The organism is Chryseobacterium hilariae (genome assembly GCF_051400735.1).
Lineage (GTDB): Bacteria > Bacteroidota > Bacteroidia > Flavobacteriales > Weeksellaceae > Chryseobacterium.
In genome coordinates, this window is the sequence record NZ_JBLFFJ010000003.1 from 423,238 (window position 1) to 449,283 (window position 26,046).

At 32.7% G+C, this 26,046-nt stretch carries 40 protein-coding genes and 1 pseudogene; 32 read left to right on the top strand and 9 right to left on the bottom strand.

The window, feature by feature from the left end:
* The first annotated feature begins 8 nt into the window (after nucleotides 1–8).
* The 6 genes from ACMGDK_RS11580 to ACMGDK_RS11605 all read left to right on the top strand — a co-directional run bounded on the left by ACMGDK_RS11580 (nucleotide 9) and on the right by ACMGDK_RS11605 (nucleotide 3,493).
* Complete coding sequence (locus tag ACMGDK_RS11580) at nucleotides 9–335, top strand: hypothetical protein (RefSeq protein WP_436808102.1); 327 nt, start codon at nucleotides 9–11, stop codon at nucleotides 333–335.
* 16 nt (nucleotides 336–351) lie between these two features.
* A complete protein-coding gene (locus tag ACMGDK_RS11585) occupies nucleotides 352–594 on the top strand; it encodes a hypothetical protein (protein WP_436808103.1) in 243 nt (80 codons plus the stop codon).
* Nucleotides 595–617: 23 nt separating this feature from the next.
* A complete protein-coding gene (locus ACMGDK_RS11590) occupies nucleotides 618–875 on the top strand; it encodes a hypothetical protein (RefSeq protein ID WP_436808104.1) in 258 nt (85 codons plus the stop codon).
* A 1,143-nt stretch (nucleotides 876–2,018) separates the two neighbouring features.
* Nucleotides 2,019–2,351: a hypothetical protein gene (locus ACMGDK_RS11595; protein WP_436808105.1), complete on the top strand. Its 333-nt coding sequence runs from the start codon at nucleotides 2,019–2,021 to the stop codon at nucleotides 2,349–2,351.
* A gap of 423 nt (nucleotides 2,352–2,774) precedes the next feature.
* On the top strand, nucleotides 2,775–3,161 hold the full coding sequence (locus ACMGDK_RS11600; protein WP_436808106.1) for a hypothetical protein: 387 nt from the start codon (nucleotides 2,775–2,777) through the stop codon (nucleotides 3,159–3,161).
* Nucleotides 3,162–3,181: 20 nt separating this feature from the next.
* On the top strand, nucleotides 3,182–3,493 hold the full coding sequence (locus ACMGDK_RS11605; protein ID WP_436808107.1) for a DNA methyltransferase: 312 nt from the start codon (nucleotides 3,182–3,184) through the stop codon (nucleotides 3,491–3,493).
* A gap of 9 nt (nucleotides 3,494–3,502) precedes the next feature.
* On the opposite strand, the gene ACMGDK_RS11610 is transcribed toward ACMGDK_RS11605, so the two are convergent.
* Complete coding sequence (locus ACMGDK_RS11610; protein ID WP_436808108.1) at nucleotides 3,503–3,778, bottom strand: helix-turn-helix domain-containing protein; 276 nt, start codon at nucleotides 3,776–3,778, stop codon at nucleotides 3,503–3,505.
* A gap of 114 nt (nucleotides 3,779–3,892) precedes the next feature.
* On the opposite strand from ACMGDK_RS11610, the gene ACMGDK_RS11615 reads away from it, so the two are divergent.
* From ACMGDK_RS11615 to ACMGDK_RS11695, 17 genes are all read left to right on the top strand, one after another.
* Nucleotides 3,893–4,123, top strand: coding sequence for a hypothetical protein (locus tag ACMGDK_RS11615; RefSeq protein ID WP_436808109.1), 231 nt, complete (start codon nucleotides 3,893–3,895; stop codon nucleotides 4,121–4,123).
* A 22-nt stretch (nucleotides 4,124–4,145) separates the two neighbouring features.
* A complete protein-coding gene (locus ACMGDK_RS11620) occupies nucleotides 4,146–4,340 on the top strand; it encodes a hypothetical protein (RefSeq protein WP_436808110.1) in 195 nt (64 codons plus the stop codon).
* Between the two features lie 54 nt (nucleotides 4,341–4,394).
* Nucleotides 4,395–4,652 carry a hypothetical protein gene (locus tag ACMGDK_RS11625; RefSeq protein ID WP_436808111.1) on the top strand — a complete coding sequence of 86 codons (258 nt, stop codon included), beginning with the start codon at nucleotides 4,395–4,397 and terminating at the stop codon, nucleotides 4,650–4,652.
* Between the two features lie 297 nt (nucleotides 4,653–4,949).
* Nucleotides 4,950–5,192: a hypothetical protein gene (locus ACMGDK_RS11630; RefSeq protein ID WP_436808112.1), complete on the top strand. Its 243-nt coding sequence runs from the start codon at nucleotides 4,950–4,952 to the stop codon at nucleotides 5,190–5,192.
* A gap of 352 nt (nucleotides 5,193–5,544) precedes the next feature.
* A complete protein-coding gene (locus ACMGDK_RS11635) occupies nucleotides 5,545–5,832 on the top strand; it encodes a hypothetical protein (protein WP_436808113.1) in 288 nt (95 codons plus the stop codon).
* A gap of 13 nt (nucleotides 5,833–5,845) precedes the next feature.
* Nucleotides 5,846–6,145 carry a hypothetical protein gene (locus ACMGDK_RS11640; RefSeq protein ID WP_436808114.1) on the top strand — a complete coding sequence of 100 codons (300 nt, stop codon included), beginning with the start codon at nucleotides 5,846–5,848 and terminating at the stop codon, nucleotides 6,143–6,145.
* A gap of 116 nt (nucleotides 6,146–6,261) precedes the next feature.
* A complete protein-coding gene (locus tag ACMGDK_RS11645) occupies nucleotides 6,262–6,723 on the top strand; it encodes a hypothetical protein (RefSeq protein ID WP_436808115.1) in 462 nt (153 codons plus the stop codon).
* 135 nt (nucleotides 6,724–6,858) lie between these two features.
* Complete coding sequence (locus ACMGDK_RS11650; protein WP_436808116.1) at nucleotides 6,859–7,563, top strand: DNA cytosine methyltransferase; 705 nt, start codon at nucleotides 6,859–6,861, stop codon at nucleotides 7,561–7,563.
* A gap of 60 nt (nucleotides 7,564–7,623) precedes the next feature.
* A complete protein-coding gene (locus ACMGDK_RS11655; RefSeq protein WP_436808117.1) occupies nucleotides 7,624–8,010 on the top strand; it encodes a hypothetical protein in 387 nt (128 codons plus the stop codon).
* Nucleotides 8,007–8,318 carry a hypothetical protein gene (locus ACMGDK_RS11660; RefSeq protein ID WP_436808118.1) on the top strand — a complete coding sequence of 104 codons (312 nt, stop codon included), beginning with the start codon at nucleotides 8,007–8,009 and terminating at the stop codon, nucleotides 8,316–8,318. Before ACMGDK_RS11655 ends, ACMGDK_RS11660 begins: the two co-directional genes overlap by 4 nt.
* A 2-nt stretch (nucleotides 8,319–8,320) precedes the next feature.
* Nucleotides 8,321–8,719 (top strand): hypothetical protein, encoded by a 399-nt coding sequence (locus ACMGDK_RS11665; protein ID WP_436808119.1) that lies wholly within the window; start codon nucleotides 8,321–8,323, stop codon nucleotides 8,717–8,719.
* Between the two features lie 2 nt (nucleotides 8,720–8,721).
* Nucleotides 8,722–9,156 carry a hypothetical protein gene (locus ACMGDK_RS11670; RefSeq protein WP_436808120.1) on the top strand — a complete coding sequence of 145 codons (435 nt, stop codon included), beginning with the start codon at nucleotides 8,722–8,724 and terminating at the stop codon, nucleotides 9,154–9,156.
* Nucleotides 9,157–9,163: 7 nt separating this feature from the next.
* On the top strand, nucleotides 9,164–9,712 hold the full coding sequence (locus ACMGDK_RS11675; protein WP_436808121.1) for a phiTE_072 family protein: 549 nt from the start codon (nucleotides 9,164–9,166) through the stop codon (nucleotides 9,710–9,712).
* A gap of 12 nt (nucleotides 9,713–9,724) precedes the next feature.
* Nucleotides 9,725–10,009, top strand: coding sequence for a hypothetical protein (locus tag ACMGDK_RS11680; protein WP_436808122.1), 285 nt, complete (start codon nucleotides 9,725–9,727; stop codon nucleotides 10,007–10,009).
* A 39-nt stretch (nucleotides 10,010–10,048) separates the two neighbouring features.
* Nucleotides 10,049–10,549 (top strand): hypothetical protein, encoded by a 501-nt coding sequence (locus tag ACMGDK_RS11685; RefSeq protein ID WP_436808123.1) that lies wholly within the window; start codon nucleotides 10,049–10,051, stop codon nucleotides 10,547–10,549.
* A 2-nt stretch (nucleotides 10,550–10,551) separates the two neighbouring features.
* Nucleotides 10,552–10,908, top strand: a complete 357-nt coding sequence (locus ACMGDK_RS11690; RefSeq protein ID WP_436808124.1) for a hypothetical protein — start codon at nucleotides 10,552–10,554, stop codon at nucleotides 10,906–10,908.
* Entirely contained in the window at nucleotides 10,905–11,222 is a 318-nt protein-coding gene (locus ACMGDK_RS11695; RefSeq protein ID WP_436808125.1) for a hypothetical protein, read from the top strand. The genes ACMGDK_RS11690 and ACMGDK_RS11695 overlap by 4 nt, the downstream gene beginning before the upstream one ends.
* A gap of 52 nt (nucleotides 11,223–11,274) precedes the next feature.
* On the opposite strand, the gene ACMGDK_RS11700 is transcribed toward ACMGDK_RS11695, so the two are convergent.
* Nucleotides 11,275–11,490 carry a hypothetical protein gene (locus tag ACMGDK_RS11700; RefSeq protein ID WP_436808126.1) on the bottom strand — a complete coding sequence of 72 codons (216 nt, stop codon included), beginning with the start codon at nucleotides 11,488–11,490 and terminating at the stop codon, nucleotides 11,275–11,277.
* 109 nt (nucleotides 11,491–11,599) lie between these two features.
* Here ACMGDK_RS11700 and ACMGDK_RS11705 point away from each other — a divergent pair, with 109 nt between their 5' ends.
* From ACMGDK_RS11705 to ACMGDK_RS11720, 4 genes are all read left to right on the top strand, one after another.
* Nucleotides 11,600–11,845, top strand: a complete 246-nt coding sequence (locus ACMGDK_RS11705) for a hypothetical protein (protein ID WP_436808127.1) — start codon at nucleotides 11,600–11,602, stop codon at nucleotides 11,843–11,845.
* Nucleotides 11,846–11,912: 67 nt separating this feature from the next.
* A complete protein-coding gene (locus tag ACMGDK_RS11710; protein WP_436808128.1) occupies nucleotides 11,913–12,176 on the top strand; it encodes a hypothetical protein in 264 nt (87 codons plus the stop codon).
* Nucleotides 12,169–12,387 (top strand): hypothetical protein, encoded by a 219-nt coding sequence (locus ACMGDK_RS11715; protein ID WP_436808129.1) that lies wholly within the window; start codon nucleotides 12,169–12,171, stop codon nucleotides 12,385–12,387. The genes ACMGDK_RS11710 and ACMGDK_RS11715 overlap by 8 nt, the downstream gene beginning before the upstream one ends.
* 11 nt (nucleotides 12,388–12,398) lie before the next feature.
* Nucleotides 12,399–13,394: a tyrosine-type recombinase/integrase gene (locus ACMGDK_RS11720; RefSeq protein WP_436808130.1), complete on the top strand. Its 996-nt coding sequence runs from the start codon at nucleotides 12,399–12,401 to the stop codon at nucleotides 13,392–13,394.
* A 23-nt stretch (nucleotides 13,395–13,417) separates the two neighbouring features.
* Here ACMGDK_RS11720 and ACMGDK_RS11725 read toward each other — a convergent pair whose 3' ends face one another.
* The 3 genes from ACMGDK_RS11725 to ACMGDK_RS11735 all read right to left on the bottom strand — a co-directional run bounded on the left by ACMGDK_RS11725 (nucleotide 13,418) and on the right by ACMGDK_RS11735 (nucleotide 18,282).
* Entirely contained in the window at nucleotides 13,418–14,623 is a 1,206-nt protein-coding gene (locus tag ACMGDK_RS11725; RefSeq protein ID WP_436808131.1) for a tyrosine-type recombinase/integrase, read from the bottom strand.
* A gap of 352 nt (nucleotides 14,624–14,975) precedes the next feature.
* Entirely contained in the window at nucleotides 14,976–17,396 is a 2,421-nt protein-coding gene (locus tag ACMGDK_RS11730; protein ID WP_436808132.1) for a TonB-dependent receptor plug domain-containing protein, read from the bottom strand.
* 301 nt (nucleotides 17,397–17,697) lie between these two features.
* Nucleotides 17,698–18,282, bottom strand: coding sequence for a hypothetical protein (locus ACMGDK_RS11735; RefSeq protein WP_436808133.1), 585 nt, complete (start codon nucleotides 18,280–18,282; stop codon nucleotides 17,698–17,700).
* 185 nt (nucleotides 18,283–18,467) lie between these two features.
* On the opposite strand from ACMGDK_RS11735, the gene ACMGDK_RS11740 reads away from it, so the two are divergent.
* Nucleotides 18,468–18,959, top strand: coding sequence for a DinB family protein (locus ACMGDK_RS11740; protein ID WP_436808134.1), 492 nt, complete (start codon nucleotides 18,468–18,470; stop codon nucleotides 18,957–18,959).
* A 228-nt stretch (nucleotides 18,960–19,187) separates the two neighbouring features.
* Here ACMGDK_RS11740 and ACMGDK_RS11745 read toward each other — a convergent pair whose 3' ends face one another.
* Nucleotides 19,188–20,141 carry a helix-turn-helix transcriptional regulator gene (locus ACMGDK_RS11745; RefSeq protein ID WP_436808135.1) on the bottom strand — a complete coding sequence of 318 codons (954 nt, stop codon included), beginning with the start codon at nucleotides 20,139–20,141 and terminating at the stop codon, nucleotides 19,188–19,190.
* A gap of 97 nt (nucleotides 20,142–20,238) precedes the next feature.
* Here ACMGDK_RS11745 and ACMGDK_RS11750 point away from each other — a divergent pair, with 97 nt between their 5' ends.
* Entirely contained in the window at nucleotides 20,239–20,808 is a 570-nt protein-coding gene (locus tag ACMGDK_RS11750) for a Crp/Fnr family transcriptional regulator (RefSeq protein ID WP_436808136.1), read from the top strand.
* Nucleotides 20,809–20,885: 77 nt separating this feature from the next.
* Nucleotides 20,886–21,350, top strand: a complete 465-nt coding sequence (locus tag ACMGDK_RS11755; RefSeq protein ID WP_436808137.1) for a carboxymuconolactone decarboxylase family protein — start codon at nucleotides 20,886–20,888, stop codon at nucleotides 21,348–21,350.
* 127 nt (nucleotides 21,351–21,477) lie between these two features.
* Here ACMGDK_RS11755 and ACMGDK_RS11760 read toward each other — a convergent pair whose 3' ends face one another.
* From ACMGDK_RS11760 to lptB, 3 genes and pseudogenes are all read right to left on the bottom strand, one after another.
* Nucleotides 21,478–23,205, bottom strand: a complete 1,728-nt coding sequence (locus ACMGDK_RS11760; protein ID WP_436808265.1) for an ABC transporter ATP-binding protein — start codon at nucleotides 23,203–23,205, stop codon at nucleotides 21,478–21,480.
* 166 nt (nucleotides 23,206–23,371) lie between these two features.
* Nucleotides 23,372–23,629 (bottom strand): hypothetical protein, encoded by a 258-nt coding sequence (locus ACMGDK_RS11765; RefSeq protein ID WP_436808138.1) that lies wholly within the window; start codon nucleotides 23,627–23,629, stop codon nucleotides 23,372–23,374.
* A gap of 335 nt (nucleotides 23,630–23,964) precedes the next feature.
* Nucleotides 23,965–24,690 (bottom strand): annotated as a pseudogene (lptB, locus tag ACMGDK_RS11770) (LPS export ABC transporter ATP-binding protein); the annotation flags it as partial.
* A gap of 223 nt (nucleotides 24,691–24,913) precedes the next feature.
* On the opposite strand from lptB, the gene ACMGDK_RS11775 reads away from it, so the two are divergent.
* On the top strand, nucleotides 24,914–25,213 hold the full coding sequence (locus ACMGDK_RS11775; protein ID WP_111956646.1) for a TM2 domain-containing protein: 300 nt from the start codon (nucleotides 24,914–24,916) through the stop codon (nucleotides 25,211–25,213).
* A 51-nt stretch (nucleotides 25,214–25,264) separates the two neighbouring features.
* Nucleotides 25,265–25,993: a hypothetical protein gene (locus ACMGDK_RS11780; RefSeq protein ID WP_436808139.1), complete on the top strand. Its 729-nt coding sequence runs from the start codon at nucleotides 25,265–25,267 to the stop codon at nucleotides 25,991–25,993.
* Nucleotides 25,994–26,046: the final 53 nt, after the last annotated feature.

Sequence of the window (26,046 nt, forward strand, 5' to 3'; positions counted from 1 at the left end):
AAAAGACGATGATTGAAACAATTGAGCAATTAAAAGAAGAAAGGCCGGATTTAGTAGAATTATTTGAAGCCATGACAAGAGATCAGCTTCTAAATCAATGTTACTTAGAATGTATAGATGCTTTAAACATGGAAGAAAGAGTTTCCGTTTTTATGGATGAATGCACAATCAATATGAGTAAAACAAATTATGATACTGCAGTTTTGAGAACTTTTATTAATCAAAAGAAGGAATATGATATTAATGAATTCTGTTATATTGAGACAGCGGATGAACCAACAGAAGAAGAATTATTGGAATCCATTTTGGAAAGAGCCAAAGAATATAAAAAATAATTAATAATTTAGAGTCATGGAAGATTTAATCAAAGCTCTACAGATACTTATAAAGTATGGCAATCCGGAATATCCTACTCAATGTGAACACGACCAACTTAATATTGTAGGTATTGATCCTGAATCGACATCTAAAGAAGATGTAATTGAACTAGAAAGACTTGGTTTTTATGTTAGAATTGAAGGTGAATATTATGAAGAGGATGATTATACCTCTACTGTATCAGAAATCTACTCTTTCAAATACGGTTCAGTATAAATATTTTACAATTTTATATAACTATGGGCCAGAAAACATATTACCACAACTTAACAAAAGGCTGGTTTAATGAAAACTCTTATTCAGATGCTGCTGAAAATAGTGAAATTGGAGATATTTTAAAAATGACATTCAGAGGTAATGCTCTTGTATTTGACTTACTAGATTATTACCCAGAAATAGAAGATGACCATGAACATGATTGGGCTAGAGAACAATTCTTAACTGCTTTTAGAGAGATACACAATACAAGCTTTATTTTTGGAGATATAAAGAGTTAACACACATAAGCTTATAGATCATCTTTAAATGCTTAATACCACAAAGTATTCCATTTAATTATTTAAGTGGATTTTTAATACCTTAAAATATCTGAGTTGACGTAATAGGTGTAAGTGAGGGAGTGAAAGTTCAGATATATTCTATAGAGGGCAAAATTTTTTCGCTCTGGATTGATCACTTTTTTTACCCCGCCCCTATTTTTTGGACCAAACAATTTCAGATTTGAAACTCGATTTTCCTTTAAATGCACATCCTTACCAGTATATCACATACATTTACTTCCACTTACCCAGGATGGTCCATCAAAATTAATCTTTGAAGGTGGTGGGATGGTGTAAACTTTAAGGGGGTATTCAGATAAAACTTTCATTAGACTTCGGTTTCTTATACAAACCTAAGGGGGATTTAAGATTTATTCTATGGTGTTACTACTCTATCAACTCAAGGGACATAATACAGAATATTTCTACAAAGATTTAAACAAAATTGACAGAGAGTCAGACAGTTTGTATAAGTTCAAACATCACATAATATTCATTAGTAACTTATAGTAACCAACACTAGTCAAACTGTAACAATTATTATTACATTAAAATAAATAAAACTAACAACTGTTAGGTATCTTATTAATAAGGATTTGACGTGAAAGTGTTTTATCGGGAAAATTTAGATACTAAAGAGGGCATATATATAATCAGGTATAATTTTCTGTATATACCAGAATGATAATTAACTCTTATAGTTTAAAAAGTAGTTTACAGATTTGAAGAAATTAATATAACTATACAACAGTAATGTGATCCTATAGAATGTTTTATCTAATGTTATTATTGTTATATGCTTTTATAGGATCTTAATCTTGCTATACGATATACTTAGGTTGTTATGCTGTCTTATACTCTACTCTTATGGATTGTGTTTCATTATTCTGTATAATGTTTTATTGTATTGTTTCTTATTCCTTGCTTTGTAATACTCTCTTCTTTGTACCCTGCGTGCTGTTGATGATTTTGTAAAGGCGAAAATTAGTTTTTCTGTAACTATGAAGTGTTAGTAATCAAATTGTTAATAACTACTTTATCATAATTGCGCAACCTATAGTAATGTTTTGTACATTTGATGTTTAAATTATACTGGATTAAATGATAAAAGTTAGAAATAATCAAGTTGGCAGAAAGACTATTGATATTGATTTAAATGAGTCAGTGACAATTAGCTTAAGAGATCAACAATATGACGAACTTTTAAAAGCTTTAGAAGTTTCGATGGCTGAAAAGATAATTAATTCGGACGCTAGAACAATCAAAGCTAATAAAAGAGCAGATACAGCACTAGATTTCATAAAGGAAATTAGAAATGTGTTTTATGACATGGAAGGTGATTTTTTCATCTTACGAAGAGATCTCGAAGATATACCTCTTTTAAAATTAGATGAAGTTTTGGAAAAATATAACGAATATTTAGGATTTGAATAAAACGTGATGTCAGCAACAGCAATTATTTGAGAAGTTATAAAGAATCCAGATTTGATCTGGAGCATAATAAAATACACATCTGCATTAAATATGATGTAAATACCAATGAATCTGACATCCTGGAAAGACAGGTAAATGGGGCTAAGTGCAATTTAATAGAAATGAGGATTCACCTATATAGGAATTGTGTAAGTTCAAATCTTATAGCTCCACAATAAAGAACAGTGGCGGGTTCCTCCGCTTATTCAGTCGATAAAGATAGGATCGTGTTTAACACTATGTTGGAATAGAAGTTCAGTAAATAACACGAAGATAGTACGGTCCTTAAAGGTAAATGAAAATATTAAGACTTATCCCATTTAATGGTGTGAACTAACATTTACTATAGATCTCACTGTTCTTTTTTTATATATTAAAATTAGTATGAGCCCTAAATCAGTTGTTTTAAATATTGATTGTTTAGAATATATGAAAACATTACCTGATCTTTATTTTGATTGGGCTATATGTGATATAGAATATGGAATAGGAGCTAGTAAGCCGTCTGATAAGTCAGGGTTTGTTTCTCAGAATAATGGAACGAAGAAGTTTGTTAAGGCTGTAAATTATACACATTCAGAATGGGACTTTAAAAAGTCAACTGAAGAATATTTTACCCAGTTATACAGAATTAGCAGAAACCAAATCATATTTGGAGGAAATTATTACGGATTAGAAGGGGGTTATTTAGTCTGGGATAAATTAAATGGCTTATCTGATCAGTTTGGCTGTGAATTAGCTGGTTATCATTTTCTAAAAGGACTGATGTAGTTTATTATATGTGGGCCGGAATGATGCAGGGTGTATATTGTGGTAAAGATGTTAGGAAAGCTATAATACAACAAGGTAATAAGAAGTTAAATGAAAAGCGAATCCATGAAACACAGAAGCCTGTTATCCTGTATGACTGGATTATTCAAGAATATAATGTAAAGGGGAAAATATTTGATTCTCATTTAGGATCTGGGAGCCATAGAATAGCACAATATAGAAATGGGAATGATTTTTATGCTTGTGAAATAGATAAGAAAAAATACCTTGATCAAGAAAAAAGGTTTAACATAGAGCTATCATTGCCTAAGTTAGATTTTATTATTAACTAATACCGTTTATTATTCTACTGCTCTTATCACTCCTTTGAATACACCGTCTTTATCGTAAAGGGGAAATAGATCCCTATCAGGTACAATAAGCTCAAAAACTGAGCAATCTAGGGCATCAGCACACTTTTGAATGAATTCAATATTGGGTTTTCTATTTAATTTCTGATTAAAAGCCTGATAAGAAATACCTAATGCTTTTGATAGATCTTGCATGCTGGTATTCTTTTTTTTTGCTACATCTTTTATTTGTAATTCCATATTACAAAGGTAAATAAACATTTTCATTTATAAAAATTAAATAAAATAAGTGTTTTTGTTTATTTTTATTTGGAAGTATAAACATTTTTGTTTATCTTTGCTTTAGAAATAAACAAACCGATAACAATTAAAACAAACATTATGAAAAATATTACAATATCAGAATTACCTGAAAATTTAGCAAAATATTATACTGAATATGATTTAGTAGGCTTCAGTGATATATACAGAGCTAAAGTGTCAATTAATATTGAAGTTGGTGATATATTTAATATTTACCGTGGCGAATCAACTAAAGAAGGTTGTGAGTGGGTGGGCAATTTAGAGAAGTCACTTACAGAACATTTAGAACTAAAAACAGATGATAAATAACCCCTAATAAATAATAAAGATCATGACTACAACAATAAAAAAAAGAATAACAGGCGTTCAAATGGTAACAGTATTTAATGAAAATAATTTTATTAGATATTTTGAAACAAAGAAATTGAAAGATATTCAAGAGTTACATACCTATAAAATAACAATAAGACATAATGAAGATGAAGACCCGAATGAAGTTTTAGAAAACGCTCTTAAAAATATATAAACTAAAACAGCGGGGTAATACCCGCTTTTGGTGGTAAAAGCAACAATCAACATTATGAAAAATACAATTACATTCAGAAAAACATTTACAAATTGCGATGATTTCGCTTCTTATGTTCTTGACAATTTGTGTGACCTTGGTTACGAGGTAACAGAAGATGTCAATATATTTTTAAATATAAATATGCCAATAGGCTATAGTTTATTCGCAATGTCTAAATTGCCAAATGTAGGTAGAAATTATAATCGATTTGGCACTGTTAGAAGTTGGTTGTATGATATTTACGAATTAAAGCTTTCATCTAATCTTTAAAAAATATGAAAACGCAAAATGTTTGCTTCAGAAAAACGGTAATGTAAGGAGCTTATCACATAATACCAATAAAGGCAAAAATCTAGCCTGACTAAATATGTTTTAAACTATAATTTAAATGATGTTACAATTTCCCTGGTTATGTCTGGGGATTTTTTATATAAATGCATAACTCAATTTTAATTTATTAAATTTTAACATAAATTAATTGAAATTTATTTGGTGGTTACTTTAATTTATTATAATTTAGCATCAACAATAACAACCGAAGTAATTTTTAACCAAACAACAATGAAAATGAAAAAATCAAGACCTAATCCAAATGAATGGAGAGAAGTGTCGATCAAAGAATTTTATTCTTATTTAGGTGATTCAGATGTAATTACCAATATCAGAAGCAATTTTCCATTTACAACACACTATGAATTAAGGAATGGTTTTACTAAAGGTATATCTGTTCAAGAGTATCCAGAAGATGGAAGAAGATCTCCATTAGACAGAAGATTATTCATTCCTCGTCACGCTGTTAACTTTAATTAATTAAAACATTTACATCATGAAAATATTACTTACAATCATGTTAAGATTTGGAGAGGTGTATGTTGATTTTATAAGACACCTTTTAAGAATGCAGTAATAACAAACAAAGAAATAAACTATGAAAAAATTAATACACAGCATTTATTGCACAAATACTTTAGTATTGTTTGACCCTTACCAAAATAAATTCGTAACAACAGTATATTATAAGATCTTCGGAACAGTTGTGTACACAAAAGATATTATTTAATAATAAATAATTACGCAACCTTACAGAGTGTTATTTACTCAAATATAGACACAGAGTGAATTTAGAGCACGATAATTTAAAAAAGTTTAAAACAATTCAAACATGAAAACAGTCGAAGAAATTAAATCTCAAATAGGAATATTAGAAGAGGTAAAAAAACAATGGATAATTCAAGCAGATAGCCAAATTATTCAATCTTCAAGATTGAAAGAATGGTATAATGAAAATGAAAAAAAATGTGATGAGAAAATAATCTTACTTGAATGGGTTTTAGGAGTAAGAAATTCGACATCCCCCATAATTTCAAATGATTATCAATCAGAAGACGATTATCAAAATGAAATAAAAAGAATGTCAAACAATTACTCTTCTGGAAACGGATTTATATAACAAAATTACAATAATGGAAAATACATTAGAAAATAAAGAAAACGAATTATTAGAATTACTAAATAAATACGTCTTGCCTGATATAAACAAATATCCGCAGAGCAGTTACCAGTATTGCATGGATTACAATATGTTTGACAGAGTTAGTTTTCTTTTTTGTTTTGTTAAATACGAAAATGAGAAAAAAGAAAGAAAATGGTCTTTACTAAGGATTTACAAAGACAAAGATGATACATCAGAATCTTATGAAAAAATGGTCGAAAGGCAGATCAGAATTTTAAAAAGTATTCATGAAAATCCCAATATCAAATAAAAGATTTATTAATCCGGTCAAGCTAAAATAAAGAATCATGGTTAAGTTTTCCCCGGCTTCTGGTTTTGAAGTTCCACTGTGCCGGGGTTTTATTGAACAATTTAAATCAAAATATTATGTCAATAATTGAAATAGAAATGTACTCTGTAGAGTGCGACAACTGTGAAAATGTTTACAGTGATGAATATTCAGCTTGGAGTGATTCCGGCAGTGCTGAAGAGTATGCGACTGATTCAGATTGGTTCAGGGGTGAAGACAATACAGAACACGAGGGAAAGCATTATTGTGAAGCCTGTTACCAAATAGGCGAAAACGATGAATTGATCATTAATGAAGATCGCAAAGGAATTTACGAGCCTGTTCCGGAGCCTGACCGAAATTATATTAGCTCATATCATTTGATCCGGACAAAGACACAGCTTAAACAGCCTGAAAATAATGAAGAAATAGGTATTATGCGAGTAGGTAAAAGCTTCAGAGAAATTGGTTATTACGACAAGGATTTCAATGAGTGGTATATAGAAAGTACCTGTATAAAACCTGAAGATATTAGATTTTGGTTTGAACTAAACAAATAAATCATGAGTAAAACAAAATACATAAAGGTTCCGGTATCGGAAAGGCTACCGGAGAAAAGAGGAGAATGCAGTAATCGAACCAAAAGGAATGATGACTGAAAATGAAAAAATACTTAACCCTGAAAACCTTATACAATGAAAATACTTAATCTATATGCTTGTTTAGGTGGTAACAGATATAAGTGGGACGAAGTAGCTAAATCTACCGGAATAGAAATACAGGTTACAGCTGTAGAATTAGATCCGGAACTTGCAAGACTATATCAGGAACGATTTCCAAATGATACTGTAATTGTTACAGATGCACACCAATACTTATTGGATCATTATAAAGAATTTGATTTCATCTGGAGTTCACCGCCATGTCCTACTCATTCTAAAATGAAAAAAAGCCAAACAAATAATGGTAATCATAAGCCCGAATTTCCATCAATGGTGCTTTACGAAGAAATTTTGTTTTTGCAGCATTTTTTCAAAGGCAGGTATGTTGTTGAGAATGTAATTCCTTATTACGAACCCTTGATTGATGCGCAAAAGAGAGGACGACATTTGTACTGGTGTAATTTCAAACTTCCTGATGATTTAAACGACAGACGTGTAGAAAATTTTATTCATACAAAACTGGAAAATCTTTCAAAATTTCATGAATTTGACTTTAAGATACTATTGAAATGCAATAGGTTTACGCAATCAGGGAACAAACCCGGAATAAGGGTTGAGAAAATAGCCCGAAACCTTGTAGACTACGAAGCCGGAAAAACAATATTTGAATGTGCCCTAAATAAAGAACCAAAGCGAATTATTAACAGCCTTTTTGACAACGAATTTATAACACTATGAAAGAACTAGAAGAATTAACAGCCGATATACGGGCTAGATTAATCACTAAAAACAAAAACAATGAAACATTTAGAGTTACAGTTACAGAAAAGACTTCTTATTGTGGAAGCAGGAAGCAAGGGAATAGTTAATGCATGGGTATTCAATAATTATGGATTAAAATCAATGATGAATTCAGTCTGTAAAGGACCGGAATTTAACGAAAAAATAGCTAGACTGTATATTGAACCCACTAATAGAATTTATTCGCCAAAGGGATGGGAGTTTTGGTTCAGAGATTTCACAGATAAGGCCAGTTATAAAACATCTGCTATAGAATCTTTCATTTCCGCTATAGAAGCACAAGGTTATTATTGGGGTGAGAATCAAGAGAAGGAGCACTTAGAAGCCGAATCCAGAACCTTCCACTTAGACAAAACATTAATCTTTGAAATACTTAAAAAATGACAAAAGAACAATACTTAGAAATTTATGATATGACAATTCCTTTCACGGATGGAATGCTGAATTTTTATAAAAAAAATAAAGTTGAGTTGACACAAAGCGGGAGTATAATTGCAATAGGAAAAGTGACTGATATTAGATTTTGCAAAGATGGTGACTTGAGAATTACCAATCTTAAAACAGGGGAGGATAGCCTAGCTTTTGAAATGGAAATAAACGGTGAATGGCATGGCCCATTTAACTCTCATATTAAAACACCACCAAGTATTTATGAAGATTTAGATAACTGGAATAATAATCATAATAAATAGCCATGACAAAAGAACAGAAAATACAAGAAGCCTGGGGAGAAAATTTTGAGATATTTAAAGATGTTATTACTGAAAATGGATGGGCGGATTTTAAAAAGCATTATGGAGATAGAGGTTTAATGTTATCATTTAAAGATACTCCATTAGAAGTTATGGATAACTACGATCCTAAATATTGCTATTGGAAACGTCCGATTGCGCTTTCTGGTATTGAAAACAACAATGGATGGATAAAGATTGAAAGTGAAGAGGATTTGCCAGAAGAAAGCTCTAATTATTGGATAATGCAAAGCGACAATCGTATTCAAACAATGAAAGAATATGATGATAATAAAAAGTACTATAACATTATAGCTACCCACTACCAACCAATAGAAAAACCTAAACCACCAATTTATTAGCCATGACAAAAGAAGAGCAATTGAAAATATACGCGGCTTATCTGCCGTATGGATTATTGATAGAAACACGAACTGATGAAGAAATTAAAACTGAAGGAAGTTATATTTCAAAATTAATAGGGATTGATCAGTATGGCTTACTTGATGAGTTTCATAATACATGGGAATATGAGGTCCGTCCAATTCTTTACGACCTATCCTATTTAACCAAAGAGATAGAGCATGAGGGGGAAAGGTTTGTTCCAATTGAAGAATTATACAGAGCTGATGAAGAACAACACTATTCACATTGTGATTTAGATGATATGAAACATTTCATTAGAGTTCTGCCAACTGCTCAAATACCATATTGTTTCATTCAGAAATTATTAGAATGGCACTTCAACGTTTTCAATCTTCCCCCGGATCAGTTCATAAACAAAGCAACATTAAAATAACGAGTCTATGAATATTGAGAAAATAATAATCGATGATTACTCATTTTATCTGGAAGATTATGGAGAAAGCAAAGGTAAAGTGATCGTTACAGGCTGGGATAAAGACGAAAACTACAGTTATTACTGGTCAGCTATGGGTACGGATTTGCGATCATTTCTTAAAAGAACTAATAATAGTTATTTCATTGGTAAATTAATGTCACGAGAGCAACAAGAAATATTTTCTCCCAAAAAGACTGGTCGAAATATTAGGAAAATTTGGAAAGAAGAGATTATGAAATGGTATGAACACCAATCTTTCCAAAAAGATTTTAGAGAAAAACTTAATTCTTTTCTTGACAATATTATTGATCAAAACCATTTCATTTATGAGTTTGACAGTTTTATAGGCAGCTTGGACCTTTATTTAATTGAAGATAGATATGAAAGAGATCGTATAGAATCTGACATTAAAGACATTTTACTATGTGAATGCTGGCATTTAATAGAAACTGAAATTTCCCCTTTATATAAAAAGCTAAGCAAAGCTTTTGACAAATTGAAAAAGCAACTTTAAAACAATAATACAATGGAAAAACCAAAATCAATCACCTGGAATGAATTAAAAGAATTTGTTAATTCTATTCCAGAAGGACAATTATCAAAAAATGCATCAATCTTAGTTGGTGATGAATCAACTGGAAGAGAACTTTTTGAATCTTTCTTTACAGTTAATGATATTTTCTGCAACAAAGAAGACTTTGAAGATTGTGGAACGCTTGACGAATTAAAGGATCTTCATGGAGACGAATTCGTTCAGGAAAATTATTTATTATCAACCAAGCAAGGGACAGCTTTTCTTTGGATGGATTAACCGCGTGCCATCTTAGGGTGGCACTTTAAAAGAAAACTTATGGAAATCATTTTTAAATATATTGAGGAAAAGCATGATGAATTTTATCAGAAAGAAATAAAGATGGATTTATACTATGCTATGGCGTTAGATAAGGACGGAGAGCATTTAGGTGAGGTTAACGGACATGAGAGTTACTGCGAAGATTGTAGAGAAAAAGCGAGAAAGTATTTTAATAAAATGTTAAGAAAAAACCGCTCTGAGCTTGATATTAATTGCTCTGATGAATATGTAAAATTAGCTAAAGAGATAGTGATGTTTTGTGAAGGAAGTCCTGAACGTGATGATTTTTTAAATTGTGAAGAATGTGGATCTTTAATTAGCGTAGGTGTACTTCATACTTTTGACCAAGAAATAGACCACTATTTATCTGAAGATACAAATCTTCATATTAAGCATTTAACAAATGACGATTGTTACCGGATACATGAATTGTTTGATTCCCGATATACTGAAAAAATAGAACTATTAAAACAAAAAATTATCAAACAAAATAATTAATCATGATAGCACCACAAGAATTACGTTTGGGAAATTTGGTCTACGTTCCTGGATTATTTGGCACATCTACATTAATTGAATCTATAGAATTTATTTATGCTAATGGAGAAATAGGAACAAAAAGCACAGAAGCTCATGTTTCTTATTATAAGTCCATACCATTAACCGAAAAATGGCTGCTTAAGTTTGGGTTTGAAAATGAAATTCCACTTCATTGGTTTAATAAAGTTATTATTAATAATTATAAAGGTGGTTTTATAGAAAAAATGTACGGCACACAAATTCAATACGTCCACCAGCTTCAGAATCTTTATTTCGCCTTAACCGGAGAAGAACTAACATTAAAAGAAGAGAAATGAAAACAGAACAATATTTAGAAATATACGAAAAAACAATTCCTTACACAGAAAAGATGATCTCTATGCTTGGAAAAAGAAAAGTGCTTAATAAAGATGGGAAAGTTTGGGCTGATGGATTTATTGAAGAAATAAGATTTTCAGAAAATGGAGAATTAAGTATTGTAAATCTAGAATATGACTTGCACGATTTAGCGTTTGAGGTTAAAATTAATGATGAATGGTATGGGCATTTCCCTTCTGGAATTAATACACCAAAAATATCAAAAAAGTTTGATGTTTTTTTCAATAATGATGCTAAAAATTATTTGGAATGATACCACAGGAAGAACTATCAATAAAAAGCGGTGCATAAACACCGCTTCACTGTTATAAATTCTTAAATTCATATAACTCTGTATAGCCACATTTTGGACACGTGTAAACTCTAACCGGATTTCCTTGTCCTAACTTTAAAGTTCTTTTTTCCTGTCCTTCTTCCTTTGTGGCAGAAAGCAGAATCGCTGGATCAGAGTCTTTTGTCATAGAAGTTTGGTCATCGTGTTTATTAATACAATAAACTTCTTCGTTCTCATTTTTTGGCATAATATAAATTTTTATGGTTAAGTCACATAGATAAGAATAATTTTTAAAATGACAAAATAATTACGGTAACCCTCAACCAACCTTTTAACAACAATAGTAAATTTGAAACATGAAGAAGATTACAATAAAACTGCAAAATCACTTAATCCTGGGAATCATCGGAGCCTTGAAAACCTGTTCAACAGGAATAGGCATAATAATGATTCACAATATCAAAATCAATCGAGGTCATTATGATACGCAAATTGAATTTACAAGGAAAGACGGTAAAGATATTCAGTCTATCGACTTCTTTATGCTAGGCTATTTTGTTGGACGGGATTATGATAGTTGGTATCTTTATACAAAGTATTAATATCTAATTATGGGAAACCGTAAAAGTGAAATTTTAAATAATTGTATATTTGAAAAAAACAAAAAACATGATAAAACCAGAGCATAAATTAGGAATGGCAATGAGCACTTCAGTCGTGGTATTATTGATTTTGATGTGCTTTAAAAATGAAATCAATTTCTTGAGTAAAGACGACCGAATTTTCATAAGTGCAGGTATTGGTGATGGCGTGTTTTTCTCAATGGGTGATTTTTTGACCTACAATGTTTTTGTAATCTCCGGGGTATTAACTGTACTTTGGATCTATTCCAACATTATTGAACGACTAAAAAATAAACCCAACAATGGATAGAGAAGTACTCGAAAAACAGGTATTAGAAATAGTCAAAGCAAAACACATCCGAAGCGGAGGGCATAACGGAAGCCCCTTCAATGAATTTGAACACTTATTTAAAGGTTTTTCAAATAGTGAAATGTGGGAATTCTTCCAAAGTATGGTTGACGCTAAGAAAATCGTAATAAGAGAAGGTGCAAATAAGAAAATGATAATGCTTCCTAAATAAGACAAACACTTATGAACACATTACAAACACAAAATAATAATATAAATATTCTTAATGTTGGCTTTGAAAATCTAACAGATTTTGCTAATCATTATAGAAACGAAATGATTTATGGAAAAGTTCTCAATAAAAACAAGAAGAGAATTTCTGCAGAGACAATCAAAACATACAAAACTGTAATTGATCATATTATTGCTTTTGAAAATATACTGGGAGTTAGATTAAAGTGTTCCGAACTAAATAAAAAACTATTTCAACAGTTTGAACAATACTTAATTTCAAAAAGTTACAGCCAAAATAGTATTAGTCTTTACGTTTCTAAATTAAAAGCAATCAAAGAAGAAATAAGTGATAGAGAAATAGCTTATTTACCCTCATTTAGGTTTTCAACTCCAAAAGAAAAAACAACAAAAATATATCTTACAATTTCTGAATTAGCCAAAATGAATGATTACAAAATGACTGATTATGAAAGAAGATATATGGATTTCTTTTTAATTGGATGTTTTACTGGCTTGAGATTTCAAACTTTAGTAAAATTTACAATGAATCCTACAGCTTATATAAAAGAATACAATGGATTTAACTATATAGACATTACTTCCGATAAAACAAATGATGGTCAAAGCATTATACCTATTGGAAAAACTGTTTTTGATATTCTAAATAGAAACAATAGTTGTTTTCCTCAAATTTATATCCAGGATGCCAATCAGGTTATTAAAAAAATTGCTGAAGGTGCGGAATTAAATTCAAATATTGTAATAAGAAAAACAGAAGGAGGTATAACAAGAGAGATTATCGTCCCAAAATTTAACCAGGTTACAACGCATACTGCTAGAAGGACATTTATTACATTATTAAAACCACTACTTAATAATGATGATGTATTAATGGGGATGACTTCTCACAGATCAAAACAACAGTTAAATGATTATAATAGGAGCTCAAATTTAGAAAAGGTCCTTCCAGCTTTTGGAAATGAATTCTTTAATCTAACTTTTTAAAGGTGTCGAATTCGACACCTTTTTTATTCCCAAACCTTTATAGCTGACTGTATGTCATCTACACTTATTCTTTTATACTTATAAAGAGTAGAAGTATCTTTAATGCCTGTTATGTCCATAATGACCCTATCAGGCATGCCTTTCATTGTTGAAATTGTAATAAATGTACTTCGTGCTGCATGGCTAGTAATTAACTCCCATCTTTCATACACTTCAACCTCTTTCTTGTTGCCTCTATATTTAATCATTTTTATCTTCTCCTTAAATTCAGCTATCTTACAAACATTTCGAATTAATTCATTAAAGTCGGCTACTTTTTTAAATTTTGGAATCTTGTAGTTATACTTTTCCAATAGAATTTTTAATTTTCTATGTAAGGGTATATAAGCTTGAATTTCTGTTTTTTCAGAAAATTTAACAATCATACCATTTCTAATGTCAGCTGATTCAAAAATAGAATAATCGCTAAATCGTTGACCACTATAGCAACCGATCAAAAAAACATCCCTTGCGAAAGTTAATTTTTCATTTTTTAATTCTAAATTTTCTAAAATATTTAGATCTTTTTCAGATAGGGCTAATTTATCTGAACTTCTGTTCTTATAAGTGAAGCAATTAAATGAGTTGACTTTTCTTTCCTTTTTAAAAGCCCACTCCCAAAAGGTTCTAAGCATACCTAAGTGTCTATGTAATGAACTATCTTGATAATTTCTTTCTTCCCTTAAATACTTTAAGTAAACTGGAAATAAATCTTCGTTTATTTCTTCAAATATATATTTTTTTGTGGCATTTTCAAATTCTTTAAAAACCTTAAAGTGAATTTTATAATAATTTATTGTTTTACTATCATTTATTTTACTCAATTCTTTTTCAAGAATAAAAGAGTTAAACATATCTGAAGGATACACATCTTCTGCAAGAATATTTTTTTTGTTTTTATTAAAATGCTCATCAAATTTAGACTTAAGTAGATCTTTAGTAACCTCAATGTTTAGTTCATTAATTATTTTTTGATATAAATGAGTATAATTGTTTATTATTGCAGTGATTCTAGCATTCACCTTTCCCGTTTCACCTCTTTTTTGAAAAGGTAGATTTGTGATATGATTCCATTCTGAAGTTTTTATACTAACTCCTGTTGAGTAAGTAAAATACTTTTTATTAAATGGAACATATACTTTGAAAATTATTAACGATTCTTCTTTTTTCTTGTCTTTTAAAAATAACATAATTATTATGTATTTGGTTGAATAAATGGTTGAATATATCAACTTATTTGAGATGTTGATTATTTAATATCTTAAATGGTAAAGCTTTGCTAACACGCTATTTAATCGCCTTAATATTAATGTGTTATTACATTTAAGACAAAAAAGATATTTCATAGAACTAAATTACTTTATTTTGTACAATGTAAAAAGTAAAATGTAGTAATAACTTCCTATTCTATCTGAAAAAATGATTAACTGACATTAGGAATTAATGTCAGTTAATATTTGTACATGTGGATTTTTATATCTTTTGAGATTGCTTCCCCTTTGGTAAGCATGACAAAGCAAACGCCAGTTACTTATTTATAGATTAAAAAGTATAATTAACATTTAGCTGAAAAGTTGTTCCGTTAAATCCGAACTGATTCACCTCCCAAGGATATTTGAACCTTCCTCCAAGATCTGTTACTACATCTCCTTTGCTGTCTATTACATCCGGATAAATATTAAATAAATTATTTACGACTCCGGAAACTTTAAGGTCTTTGGTGATTTTATATGTTAAAACTATGTCTGTAATTACCTTACCGGAAAATGTCTGATCTTTGGCAGGATCAGTTGCATGCTGCCATGTAACGGAACCAAAATAAGTATTGTTAAGGTTAAAGTTAAACTTTGAAATGTCATACGAAAGACTAAGAATAGTTTTTGTTTTTGGCCTTGCAGAGGTAATTCTAGATTGTTCTTTTCTATCAAAAAAGTTTTCCGAGTAACCATTTTCAGCCAAAATAGGCGGAACGGCAATATTATCTACTATTTTAGTTTCGTTATAATTGAAAGCAGCAATAACTCCCAATCTTCCTTTGCCAATAGCGGAAGTATAATAATTAGCTACGAAATCTATCCCCTCAGTAACTGTATTTACAGCATTAGTGAAAAACTTCAAGGAGGTTATTTTATTATTGTCTAATATTACTTCCACAGGGTTTGTTATATCCGGACTACCCGGAGCGCCGGTTTTGTACCCAATATCTCCTGAGAAAAGTACCCGGTCTTTAATTTTTATTCTATAATAATCTGCTGTAATCGTCAGGTTTTTAAAAGGTTTTACGGCAAATCCCCCAGTAATGTTAAAGGCTTTTTCAGCATTTAATTTTTGTACCCCAAGATCTGATCTTACAATTTGAGAGTCATTGTTAAAAGTACCCTGATTAGCTACAGTATTCCCTGTAATTTTGGTTTGAACATTGGAATAATAAATCTGGTGTAATGAAGGTGCCCGAAATCCTGTAGAAACAGATCCACGGAAAACTAATTTATCATCTAACAACTTATATCTTGCATTTCCTTTCCAGGAAACATTATTTCCAAAATCACTGAAATTTTCATATCTCACAGTTCCTCCAAGTAAAAGGTTTTTCGTAACATCCCATTCAGCATTCATATAAGCTCCAATATTCTGACGATTTTTATCGACTTCATTTTGAGCCTGCAATCCTGGAAACGATTCTGCACCACTTCCTATATAAGATGCCTCCTCTCCTGCCTTCGCCTGATAGTTTTCATTGCGTACTTCAACACCAGCTCCTAAAACAAACGCACCAAAATTTCGGTTGATATCTATGTTTCCTATAATATTACTAAACTGATGGCCACCTGCTTTAAAACGGGTTGGTGAATTTGCACCCAAAGATGTATTAATGGTGTTTCCTACAACATAATCTACTGCATTAGAGCCAAAGGTAGCACTACCATCAAAACTCCATTTTCCAAACATGCCCTTCCACCCGGAGGTTAAATTATAATCATAAACATCTGTTTTAAATTCCGGCTGAAATCCATTGTAAGGTTGTCCGTTTGGAGTTAATAAACCAAAATCTGAAGTTACCCAATAGGGCGTTCTATACAAGCCATAACTAGTTCCATTCCTGTAAGTTGTACCACCAAAAGCATAAAATTTGCCTGTTTCACCTGTTGGTAATTCAAAATTGACAAACATATTGGCAACTTTTGTCTCCGGCTGCCCTATAGTCATTCCTAATCCAGGATTGGCTTGTGTCCAGGCATTATCAACACCAAAAAGTTCATCTTTTGTAATAGAACCTGCACGGTTAGTTTTATTTTGGGAAGAATATCCCAATGTAAGATTCAAGCTTCCATTTTTTGCAACTCTGATTCCTGTATTAAAATCTGCTCCGATATTAAAGCCGTCTCCTTCTGAAGTAATACCTGAAAAAAGATTGACTGCACTTTTTCCAACGCTGTTCTTAAGAATAATATTGATCACTCCTGCAATAGCATCAGAGCCATATTGCGCAGATGCACCATCTCTCAATACTTCTACATTCTGTAAGGCGGCAGATGGAATACTTTTCAGATCCGTACCTACCTCACCTTTTCCCGGCGTATCATTTACATATATTAAAGCACTTTGATTTTTTCTTTTACCATTAACCAAAACTAATGTTCTGGAAGGCCCTAATCCTCTTAAATCTGCCGGATCAAAATGAGCCGTTGCATCAGAAACGGTTTGCTGTGATGAATTAAAAGATGGTACCGAGTACGTCAAAGCTTTATCAAAAGTAATTTGTCCTGTGGATTTTAGCTGTACTGCCGAAATATTATCAATAGGAATTGCTGATGTAATTATGGTTCTAGGTTTAGTTCTACCTGTAGTAACCACAACTTCATCTATACTATTTTCTTTTACAACTTCCTGAGCATATACCATAGTACCCGCTCCGCTTAATACTAATACACAGATTTTTTTATTAAATAATTTTCTTTTCATATATTGTTAATAATTCAATAAATCTAGTAAAAATATCAATATTAAACACAAAAAATAAAAATATAATAAAAATCCCTTTCCCGACTTATGCAATACATATTATTTTATAACAAAATAAGACTTGATTTACAAAACATTAAGTGGCTTATTAATCATCTGAAAAAGTGAATAGTAGACATTAGAAATAAAAATGATTTCATTCCTTCTAATACATAGTTTTCAACAGATTGAGATTAGTTCGCGAATGGCTCGCAATGACTGTGTACAAAAAAATGACCGGAAAAATCCGGCCACTTACAAATTATTTATTTACCTCTACGTATTGTATGATGGTCTGGTTTTTGGGGTTATAGATTATTGTACTGTTGTTGGGAAACCTTTTCAGCTTATAATATTCTATACTTTTATCACTTTTAATATCTTCCAAAAAGCTGGTGTCAAAAGTATTTTCAGGAAGAAATTTTGAGACAAAACTTATTTTGTCGATGATGCTTTGGCCGTCTATTTTACGGGCTGTCTTATCTGATTTGTTTTCGTCGGCAGAAGGCTGCTTTTCCAGGAAAGGAAGCAGTATTGCGATATCCGATTTATATTTGAAAATATAGCCTTCGGAACCATTAGGAAATTTAAATTTCTTTCCGGTCTCTTCTGAAACTACAGGTTTTCCACCGTCAGGAAATACCTGGTTGAATTTTACATCCTGGGAATTCGTTAAGGAATTAATTGATTCGCTTACTGTTTTCTTCACTGTTTCTTCAACTGCCTGCTGGGCTTTCTGCTGTACAGTTTCGGTCGTTTTCTGAACGGTCTGGTCAATTTTTTCTTCAATTTTATTACATGATATTAATAAAAGAGCAGGAATAACAGGCAAAATATACTTCTTCATTTTAAAATTCTAATAGGGATCAAATTACTTTTTACCCATACACTTTCTCTCTAACGGAAAAACAGGTATAGATATTTCAGTAAAGAAATAAAATATTTTTTTAATATCAAAAATCCTACTGACAAACTGTTGTCATAACCCTGTCATACCTTTGTATCAACAATAACAAAATAAACAATACAATTATGACAACTACAGCAACAGCCACAAAACAGTTCATGACCTCTGATCAATTATTAGAGCACTGGCAAGGACACAGAAATCTGACAAGAAGAGTAATAGAAGCCTTTCCTGAGAAAGAATTATTTGAATTTTCTGTAGGCGGTATGAGACCTTTCGCAAAACTGGCAGTAGAGCTGATCAGCATCGGCGGACCTGCTTTAAAAGGAATTGTTGATAAAAACATGGAAGCATACAATGAGGAAGGCTTCAACCCAAAAACCAAGGAAGATCTTCTGAAAAAATGGGATGAAGAAACAGAAGTAATCAACCGTTATTATAGCCAGATCACTGAAGAGCGTTTCCAGGAAACTTTCAATTTATTCGGGCAGTATGAATTTCCGGTGTACCAGAATATTCTTTACTTCGTGGATAATGAAATTCATCACCGCGGGCAGGGTTATACCTATCTGAGAGCATTAGGAATTGAGCCTCCTTTTTTTTGGGAGAGATTCTAGGATCACTCATGCCTTTGCTTAAACTGAAAATGATGATCCAGCACAGACAAAAAGAGGAAAAAACAGAATCGCAGAACAAATCATTCAAATTATCCATTCATTAAATACAAACACTTTAGATTTTGTTGTTTTTGATTTTGTCATTCAGTTTAAGCGAAATTTTTTATTCAGATTATATAAATTTCTAAAACTCCGGCTTCACGAATGTGAAGCCGGAGTTGATGTTTCTTATTCCATCCTTTTTGAAATATTTTCTGCTAAATTTCTGAGCTTTGTTTTTAATGATTCCGGCTCCAAAATAGTTGCATAATCTGCAAAAGTGATCAGCCATCTCGGAAAACCTTCATCTATCCATTCTGTATCAAAGATCATTTCCATTCCATTTTCCGTTTCCGTTTCTTCAATAAACCCATAATATCTCCTGGAATTTACGATATGTCCTATTATTTTTTTCTCAACTAAAAGCCTGACTCTTGTTTTCTCTCCGCTTGAATACCTCCTGTAATCATTGATCTGTCCGTATTCCTGGGAAAAAGAGTTCTGGGTTTTGAAAATCTGCTGAATCCTGTCGACACGAAACTGCCTGAAGTCTTTTCTCATGGTACAGAAAGCCATAATGTACCAGTAATTGAATTCAAAGAAAATACCGACAGCTTCGATCGTTCTGTTCGTTACCCGGGAATCAACTGTTTTATATTCAATGATCAGCTGTGTTTTATCTGCAATACTTTCCAGAATGGTGGGTATCACATTTTTGATTGTATCATTTGCCTGTGGATGATGATTATAAACATCGATCTGTTTTTCAATATTCAGGATCAGGTTTTTATCTGAATTACGAAGCACAGAGCGGACTTTCTCCATGGCTATCTGGTAATGGCTTCCAAGGCTCTGGTGAGAAAATTTCTGCATCAGTTTTTCCGCAGTGATGAAGCTCAATACCTCTTCTTTTGTAAACATAATGGGCGGAAGCTTATAGCCGTCCATCAGGGAATAGCCGTTTCCAGCTTCTCCGATAATGGGAATCCCGGCATTTTCCAGCGTTTTCACATCGCGGTAGATCGTGCGGATGCTGACATCAAATTTTGTAGCAAGGTCTTGTGCCCTTACGGTCGGTTTTGACTGTAATTGTGTGAGAATAGCCGTTACCCTGTCGAGTTTTTTAAGATAGTGATCGTTCATATTGTTATGGCAAATCTATCAATCTTTTTTGGTGTACAGAGCATAAATTTAGCCGCTTTTTATTATATTTAATTTCTTTATAAACAATATTTTGAATATGAATTCTACCCGTTTCATTCAGACCATTGAAAGTATTATAAAGCCGGAACAATCTGTATTGGAAGCTCTGACATCAAATTTAGAAGCAAAAGCTTACAGAAAAGGAGACTTTCTTTTAAAAGGAGATGAAACCTGCAGGTATTTTTATTTTCTTGAGAAAGGTCTGGTAAAACTGTTTTTTGATAACGGAGATAAAGATTTTATCATGACTTTTTTTGCAGAAAATTCTTTCTTCACAGAACTGAATGGTTTTCTGACGGGTAATGCTTCAAAATATATGATCCTTGCATTGGAGCCATGTGAAGTTTTGCGCATACACAAAAATGTTATTGAGGAACTATGTAAGAAATACCATACGGCGGAAACACTTTTCAGTAAACTGTATTCAAAAGCTCCGATCAATATGATGGGACGGATCAGCGAAATGCTTGAGGACGACGGTAAAAAACGATACAATAATTTTCTGAAGCAGAGACCTGATCTTATTCAACGAATCAGTCTTGGAGACATGGCAGATTATATCGGGATCACCCAGGTTTCTTTAAGCAGGATCAGAGCACAGAAATAGTTTTTTATCAAATGTTAAAAAATTCCGGAAAGTTCCGGTCTACATTTGTGTCATAATTAATCAAAAAACCAATTATTATGTCACAAAGAATCAATGCATTTGCAATGGGAAACAAAGCTGTAAACGCCCTCCACAATATGGGCTTTCAGGTACAGCATTCATCACTCGACAGTTCATTTCTGGAGCTTCTTTATTTCCGTGTTTCACAGATAAACGGATGTGCTTTCTGCCTGGATATGCACTCCAAAGAATTAAGAGCCAAAGGTGAAACTGAACAACGAATTTTTCTGGTAAGCGCATGGAGAGAATGCTCTTTTTACACAGACAGAGAAAAAACCGGATTGCTTTGGGCTGAAAGTTTAACCTCTTTAAATGGTAAAGAAATCCCTGACGAAATTTATTCGGAAGTCAGCAGATATTTTTCTGAAACTGAAATGCTGGATCTTACCATGGCCGTGATTGCGATCAACAGTTACAATAGAATCAATATTGCTTTTGGAGCAAATGTAGGTGCTTATCATGTTGCTGAAAAAGCACAGTAAATTGATTGTATTTTTTAACGCAAAGTTTACTATAGAAAATATATATTCTCTCACTGATTGAGCAGATTTGGCAATTCATTAAAATCTGCAGAGCCTGTGTGGTCTGCGAAAAATAAAAAGCATAAGATCAGTTATCTTTAAAAGAATTTACCAGCTTATCCAGATTCAAGCTTCTGGCCGAGGCATCGAAAATCTCACGGTATGTTCCATTCATCTGAACCAGCTCATCATGAGTTCCACTCTCAACTACCCTTCCTTTTTTCATCACATAAATAGTGTCAGAATCTAGAATCTGCGACAGTGAATGAGAGATAATAACCACGGTACGGCCTTCTTTGATGGCATCTAATGAATTTTTGATCTGTTCAGTAGCAATAGCATCCAGGCTGGCAGTTGGCTCATCCAGAAAAATAATGGGTGGATCTTTCAGGAATAACCTGGCAATGGCAATTCTCTGCTGCTGACCACCGGAAAGCTGGGTAGCATCGTGCTGATAACCATCCGGAAGATCAAGGATCTGATCATGAAGATAGGCTTTTTTTGAAGCTTCCTGAATTTCCTCAAAACTGGCATTCATATCACCATACCGGATATTGTCTTCAATGCTTCCTTGAAAAATATGGTTTTTCTGTAATACCAGACCTAGATCGTCCCTCAGAAAGGTATTATCATAATTATTCAAATTGACTCCATCCAGTAGAATATTTCCGGAATCCGGAAGGTAAAATTTACAGAGAAGATTGATCACCGTTGATTTTCCGGCTCCACTTAACCCTACCAATGCAGTAGTTTTCCCGTTCTCTATCTTCATGGACACATCGTGCAGGGCTTTTGTTCCGTTCGGATAGGTGAAATCTACATTTCTTAATTCAAAATTCCCCTTGATCTCCTTTTCTATAAAAGTTCCGTTCGGTTCTTTCTCATCGTCTGCATTAAGGATCTCAAAATAGCCTTCAGCATAGATCATGGCATCGTTCATATCGTCATAAATCCTATGCAGCTGGCGTATAGGTGCTGATATATTATTGAACAGCATGATATGAAGCATAATCGCCCCAATGGTCATCTGCTGATCCAGCACCAGATAAACAGTCAGAAGAATAATTAAAACCACACCGAACTGCTCGATGAATGTTTTTAAGCCATCATAAATAAAGTTGGTTTTTCTGGTGAACATCTGGCTTTCCATCAGCTCCATCTGCAAGTCGTACTGTTTTTTACCTTCAAATTTTTCACGGACAAAACTTTTGATCACCATAATAGAGTTGATCAGGTTCAAAAGTCCTGAAGTTTTTCTCTCCCTTTGGTTTCTAAGCTGACGGCGTACTCCTGTAAGCTTTTTTGCCTGCAATGAGCTTATATAAAAATAGATCGGAATAATGATTGTAGAAACCATTCCCACATACACATTCTGCATATACATGATGATCAGGGCAATAATGGCATTGGAAAAGAGCGGCAGTATATCGATGAAAAAATTCTGCACCAGCCTTGTCAAACTTTCAATACCACGGTCTATCCTGATCTGCAGTTTCCCGGATTCATGATTCTCATCATTGAAATAAGCAACTCTATACATCAGTATTTTATCAATAGCAGACTGTGCCAGAACGGAGCTTACATTGATCCTTATTTTTTCTCCGTAAAATTTCTGTCCGAAGTTGATGAAAATATTAAGCAGCTCTTTTCCCAGTAAAATAATGGAGATCACTACCAGGATATGGACACCCTCAGACATCGGATGCGGAAGATGGGTAAGCTTTGTCACCTTATCTACCGTATATTTTAAAACTAGAGGATTGACCTGTGCTGCGAGAGCTCCTAAAAAAGTGAGAAAGAGCGTCCCATAAATCATTAAACGGTAAGGCTTTATAAATGGAACGAGCTGTTTGTAGATCCCGAATAGAGTAACTGTTCTGTTAAAAGGTTTTGCCATAGGAGTTATTTTAACTAAAAAACGTACCGTTTCCGAGAGAAAAGGTACGTTTTATTCTATTTTTCAGCAAATACTTTGCTTGTTTTTACATTTTATCTTTTAAGGTTCCATCATCGTTAATATATTTAAAATGATGATTTTTATTTATTATTTTGCCTCCTATATCTAAAAATGTTCCCCACATTGAACACCAATCTTCAAAATCATTTTCTTTTGGAGTATCCCAACGAATTATAGTTGAAAGCTCATGTTTTTTCAACTCAACTATAACTCCATATTCATCATTTAAAAAAACTTTTGTTCCAACTATAAATTCCTCATCTATGTTAGAAAATACAGCCATTATCCTTCGTAAAAATAGGTGGTAAGGTAATGCAGCTCTGGCTTGCTGGCGGCTTTTGATTCAGCCTGCGCCTGCTCCAGAGGATATTGTGAGGTAAGTTCTTTTCTTTGGAAAACGAATGAATTATTAGCATTTTTATCTACTACATCATTGAAGATTTGCTCAATCTCAGAATTGGCAAGGGATGCAAAGCTGATGTCTTCAAAACCGTACATTAATCTTAAATCATCATACTGTCCAAAATTTTCATCTACAAATCCCTGCAGCTGCGCTTTCGAATCGAAGTTACCTGCCCAGATATTATAAATGTACTTTTTCTTTTTCGGTTTGTCTAAAATACTCTGATACACAAAGTTTTCACCAAGATAAGCTTCTCTTACCTGCGGATCGTTGGCCAGATCTTCCGGAAGTCCTTCTTTCAGGATTTTCCCTTCAAACATGATGTATGTTTTATTGGTAATGGCTAAGGTTTGCTGTACGTTGTGATCCGTGATCAGGATACCTATATTTTTATCTACCAGACTTCGTACGATTTTCTGGATATCTTCTACCGCAATCGGGTCTACTCCGGCAAAAGGCTCATCAAGAAGGATAAAGTTCGGGCTGGTTGCCAGACAGCGTGCAATTTCCGTTCTACGTCTTTCCCCTCCGGAGAGAAGGTCACCTCTGTTTTTACGCACGTGCTGTAATGAAAATTCTTCTATAAGTTCATCACATTTAATTTGCTGCTCACGTCTTGAAAGCTTTGTAAGCTGCAAAACACCCATAATGTTTTCTTCTACGGACAGCTTTCTGAAAACTGAAGCTTCCTGTGCCAGATAACCAATTCCCTTTTGAGCACGGCGATACATGGCATCGGTGGTGATCTCCTGTTTATCCAGGAAAATTTTTCCCGAAGTTGGCTTAACCAGTCCTACGATCATGTAAAACGAAGTGGTTTTTCCTGCTCCGTTGGGACCAAGCAAACCAACAATTTCTCCCTGTTGAACCTGTACAGAAACGCCTTTTACTACTTTTTTAGGACCGTATTCTTTGATTAAGTTTTCTCCTCGTAAAATCATAGGAGCAAAGATAAAGTTTTTTTGAATTCAAATTTTAGATTATGAAATGTACCTGTAGTTTTTTAATATTTGTATTGTTTTTTAGGCCGGACTTTATAAAACTTCAACTTCACTCAGTATAAAAGTGCTGCAGAAGTCATTATTTAAACTGCTATTTTGTAACTCTTAAGGGTTTTGTCCGACGTATTGAGAAATCATTTTATTCATCACAAAGAAATTAACAATGGAAAATTACGGTTATACAAAAACAGAAGGTACCCAGAATCAAAATCAGCAGAATAACGTTCCTTACCGTTCGGAAAAGAAAATTCCTGCAGCCATATTAGGAATTCTTGTAGGGTGGCTGGCGTTAAATAAATTCTATCTTGGCTATACGAAAGAAGGTGTGATTCAGCTTGTCCTTAATATTGTCACTTTAGGGGCAGCTTCTATCATTCCTTTTATTGAAGGGATTCTATACCTGTTCATGAGCGATAAGCAGTTTGATGACACTTATGTTTACGGAAGAAAAGGCTGGTTGTAAGAATTATTTTATTTCCATAATTTTATACCACCAAATCAAGAATAAAATAATATGGAAAGTAATCAAGACCTGACAGATCTTCTTGCGCTGGATCTGGGTATTAATATTGTCAACAGAAGGCCTTATGCCAAGGAAGTTTTCAAATGGCAGGATATGGATCTTCTTCCCCATTCATCCGCAGATACACTGCTTTGTGAAATTTTTGAATGGAACGGAAGAAACTGGAGAACAACCAGTAACAACCTTATCGGGTATCTGTTTTCAGGAGATGCTCTTAATAAGATAAAGGAGCAGCTGATCAATACACCTAAGCATCCTGCATTGATCCCGGATTTTGAATTCACAAAAGAGAGCATGGTTGAATATGGCCTGTCGCTTCCTTCTTTATTCAATATTGGGGTAAATGGAAATATTAAAAACGCTAAAAGCTTTTCAGTGAGGGTAAACGGCGTAACTAAATCCCGAGTGACCAACATTGATTCACCCGGAATTGAAATTCTTAAAAATTATTCTCTGTTTACACAAAGTAAATCTAAGACATACAGAAAGAATATTAAGTTCAATTATCTGAGCACTTCCCTCTTTTATGCTGAAAGTGTAGAGATTTTTCTTGAAAAAGAATCTGGAGTTGGATTAGAGGTGAGTTTTCAGACACAGAATGTAGAAGTGGATGCTAAAATAGATACGGACACCAAGAAACATTTTGTTTTAAAATACTCTGGAAATCAGGCACCTTTTGCTGCAAAATTCACTAAAGGAAAAGATTTCAATATTATGTGACAAATTATTATTTAGTTATTGTCAATAATAGAATTGCCCCTAAAATACAAATT